This is a genomic window from Malaciobacter halophilus (assembly GCF_002837275.1).
Taxonomy (GTDB): domain Bacteria; phylum Campylobacterota; class Campylobacteria; order Campylobacterales; family Arcobacteraceae; genus Malaciobacter; species Malaciobacter halophilus.
Genome location: NZ_NXIF01000031.1, coordinates 1 through 14553 on the forward strand (window position 1 = coordinate 1; position 14553 = coordinate 14553).

Genomic DNA, 14553 nt, shown 5'->3' on the forward strand with positions numbered 1-14553 from the left:
TGCAGGTTTCACTTGTGGAAACGTAGGCCTCTGCCAGCTCTTGAGTCTTTTTAAGCCCTTATCTATTTTAACTTTTTACAGTTATCTTAGTTATGGGCTCTTTTTTTGCCTTTTTTTTACCCGTTTTTTCCCCTTTATTTTCTTTTTATATAAAATGCCAATAATGTTGATATACTTAATGTTATCAATAAAATTGTAATTACAAAAAATGTACCATTTTCTATTTTTGTAAAAGGCAGAGCTGTTGTATTCATTCCAAAAAAACCTACAATAAGATTTAATGGTAAAAATATAGCTGATAGTAGTGTAAGAATATAAACAATTCTATTCATTTGCTCACTTGTTTTACTTTGATAAAAATTATAAAGTGTATCAAGTTTTTCAAGACATAATCCACTATTTCTATAACTTCTTTGTAAATGCTCTTGAATATCAGCAAAATTTCGTTCTAAATAGTCTTTTTCAGTTTTATAATTATCAATTAAATTTTCTAAAGCTTCATTTGCCTTATAAAGAACTCTATTAACTCTTATTAACTCATTTTTATATTCATACCAGGTTTTGTTGAAATTATCTTGACTTTTGTTTTCATAAATACTCTCTTCTAAATCTAAAGTTTTTGTATAGTAATCATTTGTTAGCTTCATAGCTACTTTAATAGCTTTATCTAAATATAAATAGAATTGCTTTATATTATCTAGTGCAACTATTTGATTTGTTTGTTTATCAAATAAGTAGTATATTTCATCGGTAATTATAAATGAGTAGTTAATAAATTCAAGTTTGTCATTTAAAACAAAAGGTAACCTTAATATAAAAAGGTCATAGTTTTCATCGCTATAGAAAATAGAAGGATGCAAAGGATTTTTTAAATCTTCTTGATGTAAAGAATCGATTTGTTTAATTAACATTTGCACCCTTTATGAATAAGTTTTATTTAGTTTGTTTAATCTCAATAGAGATGATTTTATCATTTCCTTCAATACTATCTAAAGTAGAAAAGCTAGTTTCATCATCTTCTTCAATTTCTCCAAAAACAGTGTGAACACCATCTAAATGAGGGCAATCAACAAAACAAATAAAGAATTGACTACCACCAGTATTTAATCCTGCATGTGCCATTGATAAACTACCTCTTTTATGAACTTGTTTATCAGCATTTGTCTCACAAGCAATAGCCCAATCTGGACCACCTGTACCAGTACCTTGTGGACAACCACCTTGTGCCATAAAACCTGGAATTACTCTGTGAAAAATAAGATTATCGTAAAATTTATCATTTGCTAGTGTTGCAAAATTTGCAACTGTATTTGGAGTTTCATGGTTGAATAGTTTTAACCAGATAGTTCCTTTATCAGTAGTTATCTTTGCATAATTAAAACTATCCATTTCCTCTTGTGAATAGTTATACTCTTTTAGTTCTTTTGAAAAACCAAACATATTTAAATCCTTTAGTAAAATTATTTTAAAAAAAGATTATATCTACTTATATCTAAAATACACTTGTTATATATTATTCACTTTTTTTTATATAGTTAAGGCTAATCATATTTTTAACTATCTCTTTAAATACAGGAACAGCTGATTGTGCGGCATAATAATAGTACCAATATCTTCCAGTTGAGTTTGGTCTAAATACTGTAACACCTATTGTATATGAGTTCTTATCATCATTTACAAAACCAAAAAATGATGAAATATACTCTCTTTGATAGTTTCCTCTTCTTGCAACTTTTGCAGTTCCAGTTTTTCCTCCTATTTCTAATCCATCAATTTGAGCACTTCTTCCTGTTCCTTTTGTAACCGTTTTAATAAGCATTCTTTTTACTTCATTTGCTGCATCTTTTGAAATAACTTTTTCTTTTAAAACCGTATCAGGTTTATATTTTCCTGAATCAGTTTGTAAATATGAAACAATTCTAGGAGTTACACTATATCCTTCATTATTAAATACAGTAAAAGCTTTCATGATTTGCATAAAAGTTGAAGTCATTCCTTGCCCATATGAAACAGTTGCTTTATAAACATTATCTTTATCTTGGTCTTCTCCTGCTGCTAGCTTATATATTGGCGGGATTTTCCCAACTTTTTCATAAGGTAAATCAATTCCAGTTTTTCTAGTAAAGCCAAATCTTTTATATCCTTCATACATCTCAGCACCTTTTAATCTTTGTGCAAGTTGTAAAGTACCAATATTTGATGAAAAGATAAAAATATCATCTAAAGTTAAATAGTGTTTTTTAAATCTATGGTCATCATTTATATAAAATCTATCTATTTTATATCTTCCTCTTCTGTATTGACCTTTAGAGTTTGGTTTACTTTCATTATAAGCAAAAAACAACTCATCTTTTTTCACTCTATTTTTATCTAATACAAGAGCAATTGACATGGGTTTTATAACTGAACCTGGCTCAAATTGGTACTCAATAGCATTTACGTTTAAAGATGGAATATCTTCTTGTTTAATACTTTCGGGATTAAATCTATTTGAAGAAGCAAGAGATAGTACTTCTCCTGTTTTACTATTCATTATTGATACAATTATCTCTTGTGCACTTAGTTTTTTCTTATGTCTATCTAATATCATTTCAATATTTTTTTGAAGTTTTAAAGGAACGTTCAATACTAATTTTGCTCCATCTTCTCTTCTTTTAATAATTGAGTTTTTATCAAAAGAGATATATGAAAGTACATCTCTATTTCCTTTTAATATTCCATCTTCTGTTTTATTTAATATGCTATTATATTTTTTTTCTAAACCTTTAATTCCTCTTACTTTTGTTTTACCTCTTTTTGTTTCAAATTTAGTAATATATCCAACAACAGGAGTTAGAGTATTTTCATAAGAGTATATTCTTTTTTCACCACTTTCAATGATACTTAATCCTCTTAAAATTCTACCACCTGCAACTTTTCTTGCTTTAAATACATCTAGTCTTCTTAATTTAAAACCAAGCTCTTTTAGATTTTTTGCAGTTCTTGCATCAATATTATATGATAAGACAAGATTTCCTGGTCTATTTCTTAAAGAGTCATCAACCTTTTTTTTCAATTTAGCGTAAGAAATATCACTATAAATTGAGAAGAGTTTTAAAAACAACTCTTTTTTATCAAGGTCAAGGTGTCTTGTATCAATAGATGCTTTGTATAATTTTTTTGATGATGCAATTTTAAAATTATCAGCACTTACTATATCTCCTCTTACTGCAAGCTCTTTTTTTGAACTTTGCAAAGAAGGAAGTCTTCTTTCATTTGTCATAGTATTAGCAATTGAGAATACTAGAATAATTAGAAAAAGTAAGATTAATAAAAATAAAATTACAATTTTTTTTGTTTTATTAATATTTTCGATTTTATTTGAAGTCATATTTATCCATTATATATTATAATAGGAAATGAATTTTAGCACAAATAAGATTAAACCCAAAGTCCAAAATAGATATAACCAACCAGACTATTTACTTTTTCTATTAGTATCTATTTTAATTACTATTAGTATTATATTTTCATACTCTCTTACAATCTATACTGTGGAGTATTATGGCTATAATCAATTTCACTTTTTTTCTAGACAACTTCTTGTTGGAGTATTGTCTTTACTATTGATGTGGACATTATCTTTAATAAACCCTGATAAGATTGTAGGTAAAATAGGTATGAGTCTATTTATATTATTCTTTTTACTAATGGCAGCAATGCCATTACTTCCTTCTAGTTTAGTTACGGAAAGTGGTGGAGCAAATAGATGGATTAGATTGCCAGGAGTATCTCTTTCTCCTGTGGAATTTTTTAAAGTAGGATTTATTTATTTTCTTTCGTGGTCATTTCATAGAAGGGTTATGGTTATGCCTAAAAAAATGACTTTAAAAGATGAACTTTTATTATTAGCTCCATACTTTGGTGCTTTTTTACTTGTGGTTTTTATAGTTGCATTTTTACAAAAAGATTTAGGACAAGTTGTTCTTTTGGGGCTTATATTAATTGTTTTATTAGTATTTGCAAATAGAAGTTTTAAAGTATTCTTATCTTTAGGTGCAACAGCATTAGTGGCATTTGTAGTATTAATTGTTTCAGCGCCTCATAGAATCAACAGAATATACTCTTGGTGGGCTATGAATCAAGATGGTATTTTAGCAATTATGCCAGAGTGGGTAGATAAATATCTAAGAATTGATGAATTACCAGAACCATATCAAGTTTCACACTCTTTAAATGCTATTCATAATGGTGGTTTTTTTGGACAAGGAATCTCTTTAGGAGATATAAAATTAGGTTTTTTATCTGAAGTGCATACAGATTTTGTATTAGCAGGAATTACTGAAGAGTTAGGGCTAGTTGGATTACTATTTATTTTAATAATACTTTTTTCAATTGTTTGGAGAATATTTATAATTAGTAGAAGAGTAGATAATCCAATTTATCATCTTTTTAGTTTAGGAATTGCACTTATGATAATAATCGCTTTTTTAATAAACTCATATGGTATCTCAGGTATGATTCCAATTAAAGGTATTGCTGTACCATTTTTAAGTTATGGTGGTTCTTCAATGTTATCAATGGCAATATCAATAGGTTTAGTTTTATCAATTAGTAGAACAATAAGTAAGGAGAAAAAGAGTAAATGAAAGGCAAAGTTGTTATAACAGGTGGTGGAACAGGAGGGCACTTAAAAGTTGCAAAAGCTTTTATTGATGAGTTTCATAAAAGAGGTATTTCTCCTATTTTTATTGGTTCTAAAACAGGACAAGATGAACAGTGGTTTAAAGATGAAAGAAAATTAAAAAAAGCATTTTTTTTAGATACAAAAGGAGTAGTAGATAAGAACTTTCTTGGAAAAATAAAATCACTTTTTCAAATTATTAAAGAGGTAAATCACTGTTTAAATATTTTTGATAAAGCAGAAGTAAAAACTGTTATTTCAGTTGGAGGTTTTTCAGCAGCACCTGCTACATTTGCTTCAGTTTTATCTTTTGGTTGTAAACTATATATTCATGAACAAAATTCGAAAATGGGTAAACTAAATGAACTAACTAGCAGATTTGCAACAGAGGTGTTTTCTTCTTATTTACAAGACTCTTTAGTAAAAGACTATCCTGTTAATAGTGAATTCTTTGATAATGCAAGAGTTAGGCATGAAATACAAACTATTATTTTTCTTGGAGGTTCTCAAGGGGCAAAAGCTATAAATGATTTTGCATTAAGTGTTGCTGTAAAATTAGATAAACTAGGAATAAAAATAATCCATCAAACAGGAAAAGCAGATTTTCAAAGAGTTAAAAGTAAATATGAAGAGTTAAATCTTGATGTAGATGTTTTTGATTTTACATCTGATATTTCAAAAAAAATGAGTTTAGCAGATTTTGCAATAAGTAGAAGTGGAGCTTCTACTCTTTGGGAGCTTGCAGCTAATTCTTTACCAACTTTATTTGTACCTTATCCATATGCAGCAAAAGACCATCAATACTATAATGCAAAGTTTTTAAAAGATAAAAAATTATGTTTTATATGTAGAGAAAGGAATTTAAACCCTGAAATAATTGATAAGATTTTAAAAGCTGATATTAAATCAATGAGTAAAGGTTTAATTGATTCAATAGGCTATAATGCTATTGAATCAATAGTTGATATTATTATTCAGAATAATCAAAAGTAGTATTCCAAAAGCAATTCTATAAATACCAAAACTTACAAAAGTGAAATTTTCTAAGAATTTTAGAAATAGTTTTATTGTTAGAAAAGCAACAAAAAAGGCAACTACAAAACCAACTGCTAAATTTAATAGATTTGAGCTTTGAAGTAGTTGTTCATGGTGTTTTAATAAGTCATATCCTGTTGTTGCACACATTACAGGAAAAGCAAGTAAGAAAGAGAACTCTGCACTTGCTTTTCTATTTAGTCCTACAAGCATAGCACCTATAATACTAGCTCCTGCTCTACTTGTCCCTGGAATTAATGCAAAAATTTGAGCAATTCCTATATATAAAGCTTGTTTAAAAGAGACATCTTCTACATTTGAAACTGTATGTTTACTTTCATCATAAAATTTTTCAACAATTAAAAATACTATACCACCTACAATAAACATATATGCAACAATTTCAATTGTAAACATTGCTTTTACATATGAAGAGAATAAAAATCCAATTGCTGCAATTGGAAGAAAGGCAATAAAGATTTTACTCCATAAATTTATATGTTTTGTATTAAATTTATCTGGATAGTTTAATATAACTGCTAAAATTGCAGCAAACTGTATTATTACTTCATATGCTTTATTTATACTATTTTGCTCTAAGTTTAAAAATTCACTTGCTACAATTAAGTGTCCCGTAGATGAAATTGGCAAAAACTCTGTAAAACCTTCTATAATTCCTAAAATAATTGAATCAAAAACTGTCATTATTTAATACCTTGTTCTTTTGTTAATTTAAAAAATAGCTTTAATGCAAGTTTTTCTTTTATACCAATATCGTAATCTATTTTTGTTAAATATTCTAAAATATTTTTTTTACAGATTCCTGAACGTTTTTCATACTTTTCTAAAATATATTGGGGGATTTTAATATGTCTTTTATTAAAGTTTTTCATGGTTTTTTTCAATAATTTACCATTTTTGTTATAAGATAATCGAGCAAAAACAAATGGTAATTTATATTTGTCTTGCCATGCTTTTGCTAAATCTATAAAACTATCTTTATCATTTTCATGATAAAACTTTAAAGCTTTATCTCCAATAATAACTTGTCCATTTAAATCAAGTACTTTTGCAAGTGCATTTGATGTATCACTTTGAAAATCTTTTGAATAAGTACCTGGTACTAATAATACAGATGTAACTTCATCTCTTGCAATAATCCCATAATCTAATGATTTTTCTCCTCTTGAGGCAATTGAAGATATAAAAGCTGACTCAACAGTTCTTTTTTTAAATTTTTTATTTATTGCTGAAGGATAAGATTTCTTATATTCGATTATAGCTCTTAGTTGGTTAGATTTTATATTTTTTTTCATATATACAGTTACAGGTAATAAATTAATAAAATCTATCTTTGCAAACTTCATTATGTTTTCCTAAAAATTAAATTATTTTTGATATAATATTGAAAAATTGGTAAATAAGGGGTTAAAATGGTTGAAGTAGAATTTTTAGGACCAATTAATAAACAAAAAATGAATTTAGATATTTCAAATTTATCACAATTAAGTGAAGTTTTAAAAGGTGATGAAGAAGTAAGCTCTTGGTTAGAGAAGTGTGCAGTAGCTGTTAATGATACTTTAGTTTCTTCAAAAGATATTAGTTTAAAAGATGGGGATAAAATTTCATTACTTCCTCCTGTTTGTGGTGGGTGATAAATGGAAAAATTGCAATTATTTGAAGGTAGTTTACCTGTAGAGCAAATTACTAATTCTTGGTATGACGAGTTTAGAAACTCTAATTATGGGGCTATTATTACTTTTGTTGGTGTGGTAAGAGATGAAGATAATATTGAAGGATTATCTTTTGATATATATGAACCAATTTTAAAATCATGGTTTGATACTTGGCAAGATAGAGCAAAAAAGAAGAATGCTATTGTTCTTATGGCTCACTCAAAAGGTGATGTATTAAATCATACAAGCTCATATATAGCAGCAGTTTGTTCACCAAAAAGAAGAGTTGCTTTAGAGATGATTGATGAATTTGTTGAAGATTTTAAAGCAAATGCACCAATATGGAAATACGATATAAAAAATAATACTAGAGTCTATGCAGAAGATAGAAGTACTCCAATAAATGGTGCTGGCTTACTAAATTAAATTATGAAAAGAGTTTTAATAATTGAGGATAGTAAATCAGTAGCAAGTAGCTTAAGTCTTATGATAAAAGAGCAGTTTGGATATAAAACTGTTCTTGGCTCATCAGTAAAACAGTGTGCAAAAATCTTACTTGAGTATAAAGGAAAATTTGATGTAGCTTTACTAGATTTAGGTTTACCTGATTCTGAAAATGGTGAAATTGTAGATTTTGTAGCAAAGTTTAATATTCCTATAATTATTCTTACTGGTTCTACTTTGGTAGAAGATGAAATTAAAAATCGTAGTAAAAATATTGTTGATTATGTTGTAAAAGATGGAATGTACTCTTTTAAGTATGCCTTATCAGTTATAAATAGAGTTATAAAAAATGAAAAAACAAAAGTATTAATTGTTGATGATTCAAATACTTTTTTAGAAACAACTAAGGCATTAATTGAAAAATATAGGCTAAATGTATTTACAGCTAGTAATGGTTTAGAAGCTTTAGAAGTATTAGAAAAAAATAGAGATATTAAACTTTTACTAACTGATTATATTATGCCTTACATGAATGGCTTAGATTTAGTAAGAGAGATAAGAAAAAAGTATAATAAAGATCAATTATCAATAATTGTTACTTCGGCAGTTAAACAAAGAAATACAGCATCAAAATTTTTAAAATATGGAGCAAATGATTTTTTATATAAAGGTTTTACTCAGGAAGAACTTTTTGTAAGACTTGGAGCAAATTTAGAGTTAATAGAGTTGTTTGAAGAATTAACTAATAGAGCAAATAAAGATTTTTTAACAGGAATGTATAATAGACGTTATCTTTTTAATGAAGGCAATATTTTATATCAAAGAGCAAAAAAGAAAAAACAGAAATTTGCAGTTGCTTTACTTGATATAGATAGATTTAAATCAATTAATGATAATTTTGGTCATGATGTAGGTGATATAGCAATTAAAAAAGTTTCAACTATTCTTGAGAAGTTCTTGTATAATCAAGAACTAGTAGCAAGATTAGGTGGAGAAGAGTTTTGTATTGTTTTTGAAAATGCAGATGAGAATGAAATAAAATCAAAATTAGAGTTGATAAAAGATGAATTTGAAAATAGTTGTATAGAATTAGAAACAACAAAATTAAATTTTACTGTTTCAATTGGGTGTAGTTTTGATTTAGCAAACTCTTTAGATGAGATGCTTCAAGCTGCAGATAAAGAGCTATATAGTGCAAAAAATGGTGGAAGAAATCAAATAAGGTATAGAAAATGAGAGTAGATTTGCATAACCATACAGTTTTATGTAATCATGCACATGGAAGTGTAGAAGAGTTTATCAAAAGAGCAATAGAGTTAAAAATTGATTATTATGGTTTTACTGAACATGCACCTATGAATTTTGATGAAAAGTATAGAATGAAACTTTATGAAAAAGAGTTTTATGAATCATCACTAAAATATTATCAACAAAAATATACAGATAAGATAAATTTACTTATAGGATATGAAGTTGATTTTATGCAAAGTGTACCTATGCTTGAGGATATTTTAAATTCAAAAGTTGATTATCTTATAGGTTCAGTACATTTTTTAGAATCAAAAAATGAGAACTTACCATGGGGCTTTGATAATCCAGAGTTTATAGGAAAATATAAAAATAAAGATATTGATACAATATGGATTGAGTATTTTGAAGCAATTAAACAATTAGCAAAAAGCTCTTGCTTTGATATTGTAGGTCATTTGGATTTAATTAAAGTTTTCAAATATTTACCTAAAAAAGATATAAAGATATTAGCTCTTAGTGCACTAAAAGAGATAAAAAAATCAAATATGACAGTTGAGATTAATTCAGCAGGTTTTAGAAAACCAATAAAAGAGCAATATCCTTCAAAACAGCTATTAGAGTTATGCTTTGAATTAGGAATTGATATTACATTTAGTTCTGATGCTCATGAAGTTGAACAAGTAGGGTATTGTTATGATGAGGTAGTAACTCTTGCTAAATCAATAGGCTATAATAAGTGTGCAATTTTTAAAAATAGAGAAAAAGCTCTAGTTGAGTTTTAAAGGATAAAAAATATCAAACTGTATAAAAAATATACAGTTAATTTATTTTATTTTTTCTTTATTTTGCTACAATAATTCTAATAATAATTCAAGGAGCTATAAATATGGGTAAGTTTGTAAACAACACAGAAGAGTTTTTTAAATTTTGTGAAGAGAATGAAGTAGAGTTTGTAGATTTTAGATTCACTGATATGAAAGGTATGTGGCATCATCTTACATATATGATGGATGCAGTAAGTGCAGAACAGTTAGAAAATGGTATGCCATTTGATGGTTCATCTGTTGATGCATGGCAACCAATTAATAAATCAGATATGATTTTAAAACCAGATGTTGAAACAGCATTCCTAGATCCATTTACAGCAGATCCAACTATAATTGTATTTTGTGATGTATTTGATATTTATAAAGGTCAAATGTATGAAAAATGTCCAAGATCTATTGCTAAAAAAGCATTAACTCATTTAAGTGAGTCAGGTGTTGGTGATGTTGCATATTTTGGACCAGAAAATGAATTTTTTATTTTTGATGATGTAAAAATTAGAGATGATATAAATGAATCATATTATAGAGTTGATTCAGAAGAGGGATGTTGGTCAGATGATACTGATTATGAAGTAGGGAATATAGGTCATAGACCAAGAACAAAAGGTGGTTATTTCCCAGTTCAACCAACAGATTCAATGGTTGACTTAAGAGCTGAAATGATGCAAGTATTAAAGCAAGTTGGACTTGAAGTTGTACTTGGACACCATGAAGTTGCTCAAGGACAAGGTGAGATTGGTATTGTATTTGGAGATTTAATAGAAGCTGCAGATAACGTACAAAAATATAAATATGTTGTAAAAATGGTAGCACACTTAAATGGTAAATCTGCTACATTTATGCCAAAGCCATTATTTGGTGATAATGGAAATGGAATGCATGTACACCAATCAATCTGGAAAGATGGTAAAAACTTATTCTATAAAGAAGGAGAGTATGGAAATCTTTCAGATATGGCAAGACATTATGTAGGTGGTATTTTTAAACATGCTAGAGCAGTTGCTGCATTTACTAACCCATCAACTAACTCTTATAAAAGATTGATTCCAGGTTATGAGGCACCATCAATTTTAACTTACTCATCACAAAATAGATCTGCTTCTTGTAGAATTCCTTATGGAGCAGGAGAAAAAGCAACTAGAATTGAGATGAGATTCCCTGATTCAACAGCTTGCCCATATTTAGCATTTGCTGCTATGTTATGTGCTGGATTAGATGGAATTAAAAATAAATATGAGCCTATTGGTCCAATGGATGATGATTTATTTGAGTTATCTTTAGATGAGATTAGACAAAGAAAAATTCCTCAAATGCCACATACATTAAGAGGTTCATTAGAAGCATTAATTAGAGATAATGAGTTCTTACAGCCAGTATTTACTCAAGATATGATTGATACATATCAACACTATAAATTTGAAACACAAGTTTGGCCAGATGAGTCTAGACCAACAGCATTTGAATTTAAGTCAACTTACTCTTGTTAATATATAATTAAACAAACTTATAAAAATAAAAAAAGGCTTGAAAGTTTATCTTACAAGCCTTTTTTATTGAATAATTAATTAAAATTAAAACTGAATTTGATTCTCTTTTGGAATATCAATAGTATTAACTGGAAGTTTTGAAGTATTTGTGAAATACTCCTTTTTACCATTTATAACTGATGTTCTTACTCCTTCTGGTTTTTCAAACTCTCTTTTTAATTCTGGATGCAGTTTTAAGTAGTTTTCATAAAAATATTTAAAAGCAGGAATTGCTGCAATTCCACCAGTTTCACTCCTTCTCATAGGTGTATTGTCATCATTACCAAACCATACAATTGTTTGAATTGATGGAGAAAAACCACAGAACCATGCATCAACATTATTATTTGTTGTACCTGTTTTACCAGCTAAATCTAAACCTTTAACTTTTGCTCTTTTCCCTGTACCTCTAATTACAGTTTCATGCATAATATCTTTTGTTAAAAAAGCTTGTTCTTTACTTGTAACATATCTTGTTTCTGGTTCAAAGTTTATTCCTGTACCGTTTCTATTAATAATTGAATTAATAATATAAGGTTTAACTTCTGTTCCATCATTTGAAATAATTGAATATGCTTGAGATAAATCTAAAGGTGAGATTACAAATGAACCAAGAGTAATTGATAAATCATAAGGCATATCTTTAAAACCATATTTTTTTAATGTTTCATAAACTACATCAATTCCAATATCAGTTACTAGATTAATAGTTGCTAAGTTTCTTGAATATATTAGCGCATCCCTTAAGCTAATTAAACCTTTATATTTACCTCCATAATTTTTTGGTTTCCATTTTTTTGTTTCTTCAGAGTCTCCTACTTTATATTCATATGTTCTACTAATATCTGCAATTTTAGTCGCAGGAGAGTAACCTATATCTAAAGCAGCTTGATAAATAAAAGGTTTAATTGCAGAACCTGGTTGTCTTTTACTTTGTACTACTCTATTAAAATTAGATTTTTTATAATCAATTCCTCCAACCATTGCAAGGATTTTTCCAGTATTATTCTCCATTGAGATAAAAGAGCCATTTACATTTTGTACAAATCTATCTTCGCTTAATTCGTTACCTTCTTCATCATACTCTTTATCAATTCCCCTTTTTTTATTTAAATTTCTAAAGTACTGATCTCTTTTTAATATTTTTTGGTATGCAACATCAAGTCCTTCTTTTGCAATTCTTTGTGCATCTAAATCAACTGTTAAGTTAATCTTATAACCACCTGTTTTTATATCTTTAAGCTCATCTTTTAGTGTTTTTAATACATAATCAACTATATATGGTGCTTTATTTTGAGTAAGGGTTTTATCATAAATTTTAGGAGTATGTTTCATGGCTTCTTCATACTCTTTTTTATTTATCCAACCAAGAGTGTTCATTCTTTTAATTACTTGATTTGCTCTAGCAAGTGAGAATTTTAGATTTCTTGTTGGGTCATAAAAACTTGGGGCTCTTGGTAAACCAACTAACATGGCAATCTCTTTTAAATTTAACTCATATAGCTCTTTATCAAAATAACCTTTTGCAGCAGTTTTTATACCATAATAACCATGACCAAAATATACTTGATTTAAGTATCTTTCTAAAATCTCTTCTTTAGTAAGAATAGTTTCTAGTTTTAATGCAAGTAATACCTCTTTTATTTTTCTTATAATTTTCTTTTCTCTTGTTAGAATTAGAGTTTTTATTAATTGTTGAGTTAGTGTACTTGCTCCTTCAACTAAAGCCCCAGCTTTTATATCTTTTATTATTGCACGACTAATTGCATCTGGATTTATTCCATTATGTTCAAAAAATTGTGTGTCTTCTATTGCTACTAAAGCCTCTATAACTCTTGCTGGAATATTATCATATTTTACATATACTCTATTCTCTTTTGAAAAAAGATTTGATACAAGTTTTCCATCTTTATCAAAAATTTGTGTTGTTAATCTTGGTTGATAGTTTACAACTTTATCAAGTTCAAATCTTATATTTGAATATAGATATAAAAGCCATGCACAAATTGCAACTGCTAAAATGGTAAAAAATCCTAAAATATATTTCATATTATTTCCTAAATTCTCTAGTTTTAAAATTAGACTCAATTAAAGTTTTTGTGTATTGTTTTTTTGGATTTGATAATATTTGTGAAGTTTTGCCTTCTTCTATTACTTTTCCATTTTTTATGATAATTATTTTTTTACATAAATCTTTAATTGAATCTATATCATGTGTTACAAAAAGAAGTGTTAAGTTAAGTTGAGTTGCTAATTGTCTAATTAGTTCTATTATTAGCTTTTTGCTTTGTTCATCTAATGCAGTTGTTGGTTCATCTAAAAGTAAAAGTTTTATATTTTTACTTATAGCAATTGCTATTACTACTCTTTGTAACTGTCCTCCACTTAATTGATTTGGAAATCTATTAAGTACCCATGTGTTTAAACCTACTTTTTTTAATACATCAATTTTTCTCTTTTTATCACAAAAAAATTGATTCTCTATTTTTGTCATAGGAGAGAGGGAAGTAAATGGATTTTGAGGAATGAAACCAATATTTTCATAATTTAATTCAAATGGTGAATCATAAAGAAACTCTTTATATAAATTTGTAGGCAAAAGATTTAATAAAGCCTTTAAGGTTAAAGATTTTCCACTCCCACTTTCCCCTATTAGTGCAGTGGTTTCTTCTATTTTAAAGCATAAATCAAGTAATGTGATTTCATTACTTTTTATATGTAGTTTATTAATATTTACTGTTTTTGACATCTTTAAATTAATTCATCTATTTTATTAATTAATGCAATAAAGTTTATTGGTTTTGAAAATATTGCATTAACTAATTTTCTATCCTCTTCTTCTAAATCTTCTTCATATGCTGTAATTACGATAATTGGTGTATTTAAATCCTCTTCTCTTAATTTTTTAACAAACTCTACTCCATCCATATGAGGCATTCTTAAATCGGTTAATATTAAATCAGGCTTTTTATTTTTGTAGTGTTCTAGTGCTTCAACTCCATCATTTGCTAAAGCAATATTATTTACTACCATTTTAAATGTTCTATCCATTATATTAATAATATCTTTTCCATCTTCTACTATTAATATATCAAGTTTTTTTAGCTCTGATTTAATTTTATCTAACATGA

15 protein-coding genes are annotated in these 14553 nt (G+C 27.5%); 7 read left to right on the forward strand and 8 right to left on the reverse strand.

Annotated elements, in window-relative coordinates:
* Positions 1-134 precede the first annotated feature (134 nt).
* From CP960_RS08100 to CP960_RS08110, 3 genes are all read right to left on the reverse strand, one after another.
* Entirely contained in the window at positions 135-911 is a 777-nt protein-coding gene (locus tag CP960_RS08100) for a CorA family divalent cation transporter (protein ID WP_101184918.1), read from the reverse strand.
* A 22-nt stretch (positions 912-933) separates the two neighbouring features.
* Entirely contained in the window at positions 934-1440 is a 507-nt protein-coding gene (locus tag CP960_RS08105; RefSeq protein ID WP_101184919.1) for a peptidylprolyl isomerase, read from the reverse strand.
* 73 nt (positions 1441-1513) lie between these two features.
* The gene (locus CP960_RS08110) at positions 1514-3370 is read right to left on the reverse strand and encodes a peptidoglycan D,D-transpeptidase FtsI family protein (protein ID WP_101184920.1); all 1857 of its coding nucleotides are present in this window, start codon (positions 3368-3370) and stop codon (positions 1514-1516) included.
* 28 nt (positions 3371-3398) lie between these two features.
* On the opposite strand from CP960_RS08110, the gene CP960_RS08115 reads away from it, so the two are divergent.
* A complete protein-coding gene (locus CP960_RS08115) occupies positions 3399-4628 on the forward strand; it encodes an FtsW/RodA/SpoVE family cell cycle protein (RefSeq protein WP_101184921.1) in 1230 nt (409 codons plus the stop codon).
* Positions 4625-5656: a UDP-N-acetylglucosamine--N-acetylmuramyl-(pentapeptide) pyrophosphoryl-undecaprenol N-acetylglucosamine transferase gene (locus CP960_RS08120; RefSeq protein ID WP_101184922.1), complete on the forward strand. Its 1032-nt coding sequence runs from the start codon at positions 4625-4627 to the stop codon at positions 5654-5656. The genes CP960_RS08115 and CP960_RS08120 overlap by 4 nt, the downstream gene beginning before the upstream one ends.
* Here the strand turns inward: CP960_RS08120 and CP960_RS08125 are convergent.
* Together CP960_RS08125 and CP960_RS08130 are read right to left on the reverse strand one after the other, a co-directional pair.
* The gene (locus tag CP960_RS08125) at positions 5618-6403 is read right to left on the reverse strand and encodes an undecaprenyl-diphosphate phosphatase (RefSeq protein ID WP_101184923.1); all 786 of its coding nucleotides are present in this window, start codon (positions 6401-6403) and stop codon (positions 5618-5620) included. The two genes, CP960_RS08120 and CP960_RS08125, sit on opposite strands and share 39 nt — an antisense overlap.
* Positions 6403-7065: an MqnA/MqnD/SBP family protein gene (locus CP960_RS08130; protein ID WP_101184924.1), complete on the reverse strand. Its 663-nt coding sequence runs from the start codon at positions 7063-7065 to the stop codon at positions 6403-6405. Before CP960_RS08130 ends, CP960_RS08125 begins: the two co-directional genes overlap by 1 nt.
* 66 nt (positions 7066-7131) lie before the next feature.
* Here CP960_RS08130 and CP960_RS08135 point away from each other — a divergent pair, with 66 nt between their 5' ends.
* The 5 genes from CP960_RS08135 (at position 7132) to glnA (ending at position 11383) form a co-directional block, all read left to right on the forward strand.
* Positions 7132-7353 (forward strand): MoaD/ThiS family protein, encoded by a 222-nt coding sequence (locus CP960_RS08135; RefSeq protein WP_101184925.1) that lies wholly within the window; start codon positions 7132-7134, stop codon positions 7351-7353.
* 3 nt (positions 7354-7356) lie between these two features.
* Positions 7357-7800, forward strand: coding sequence for a molybdopterin synthase catalytic subunit (locus tag CP960_RS08140; RefSeq protein ID WP_101184926.1), 444 nt, complete (start codon positions 7357-7359; stop codon positions 7798-7800).
* 3 nt (positions 7801-7803) lie between these two features.
* A complete protein-coding gene (locus tag CP960_RS08145; protein WP_101184927.1) occupies positions 7804-9054 on the forward strand; it encodes a diguanylate cyclase in 1251 nt (416 codons plus the stop codon).
* Positions 9051-9851, forward strand: a complete 801-nt coding sequence (locus CP960_RS08150) for a histidinol-phosphatase (RefSeq protein ID WP_101184928.1) — start codon at positions 9051-9053, stop codon at positions 9849-9851. Before CP960_RS08145 ends, CP960_RS08150 begins: the two co-directional genes overlap by 4 nt.
* A 104-nt stretch (positions 9852-9955) precedes the next feature.
* The gene (gene glnA / locus CP960_RS08155; protein ID WP_101184929.1) at positions 9956-11383 is read left to right on the forward strand and encodes a type I glutamate--ammonia ligase; all 1428 of its coding nucleotides are present in this window, start codon (positions 9956-9958) and stop codon (positions 11381-11383) included.
* A gap of 84 nt (positions 11384-11467) precedes the next feature.
* Here the strand turns inward: glnA and CP960_RS08160 are convergent, their stop codons facing one another.
* From CP960_RS08160 to CP960_RS08170, 3 genes are read right to left on the reverse strand one after another with little or no spacing between them, the layout of a single operon-like run.
* On the reverse strand, positions 11468-13471 hold the full coding sequence (locus tag CP960_RS08160; protein ID WP_101184930.1) for a penicillin-binding protein 1A: 2004 nt from the start codon (positions 13469-13471) through the stop codon (positions 11468-11470).
* 1 nt (position 13472) lies between these two features.
* Positions 13473-14171 carry an ATP-binding cassette domain-containing protein gene (locus CP960_RS08165; protein WP_101184931.1) on the reverse strand — a complete coding sequence of 233 codons (699 nt, stop codon included), beginning with the start codon at positions 14169-14171 and terminating at the stop codon, positions 13473-13475.
* Positions 14172-14173: 2 nt separating this feature from the next.
* Positions 14174-14551 (reverse strand): response regulator, encoded by a 378-nt coding sequence (locus tag CP960_RS08170; protein WP_101184932.1) that lies wholly within the window; start codon positions 14549-14551, stop codon positions 14174-14176.
* Between the last annotated feature and the right edge of the window lie 2 nt (positions 14552-14553).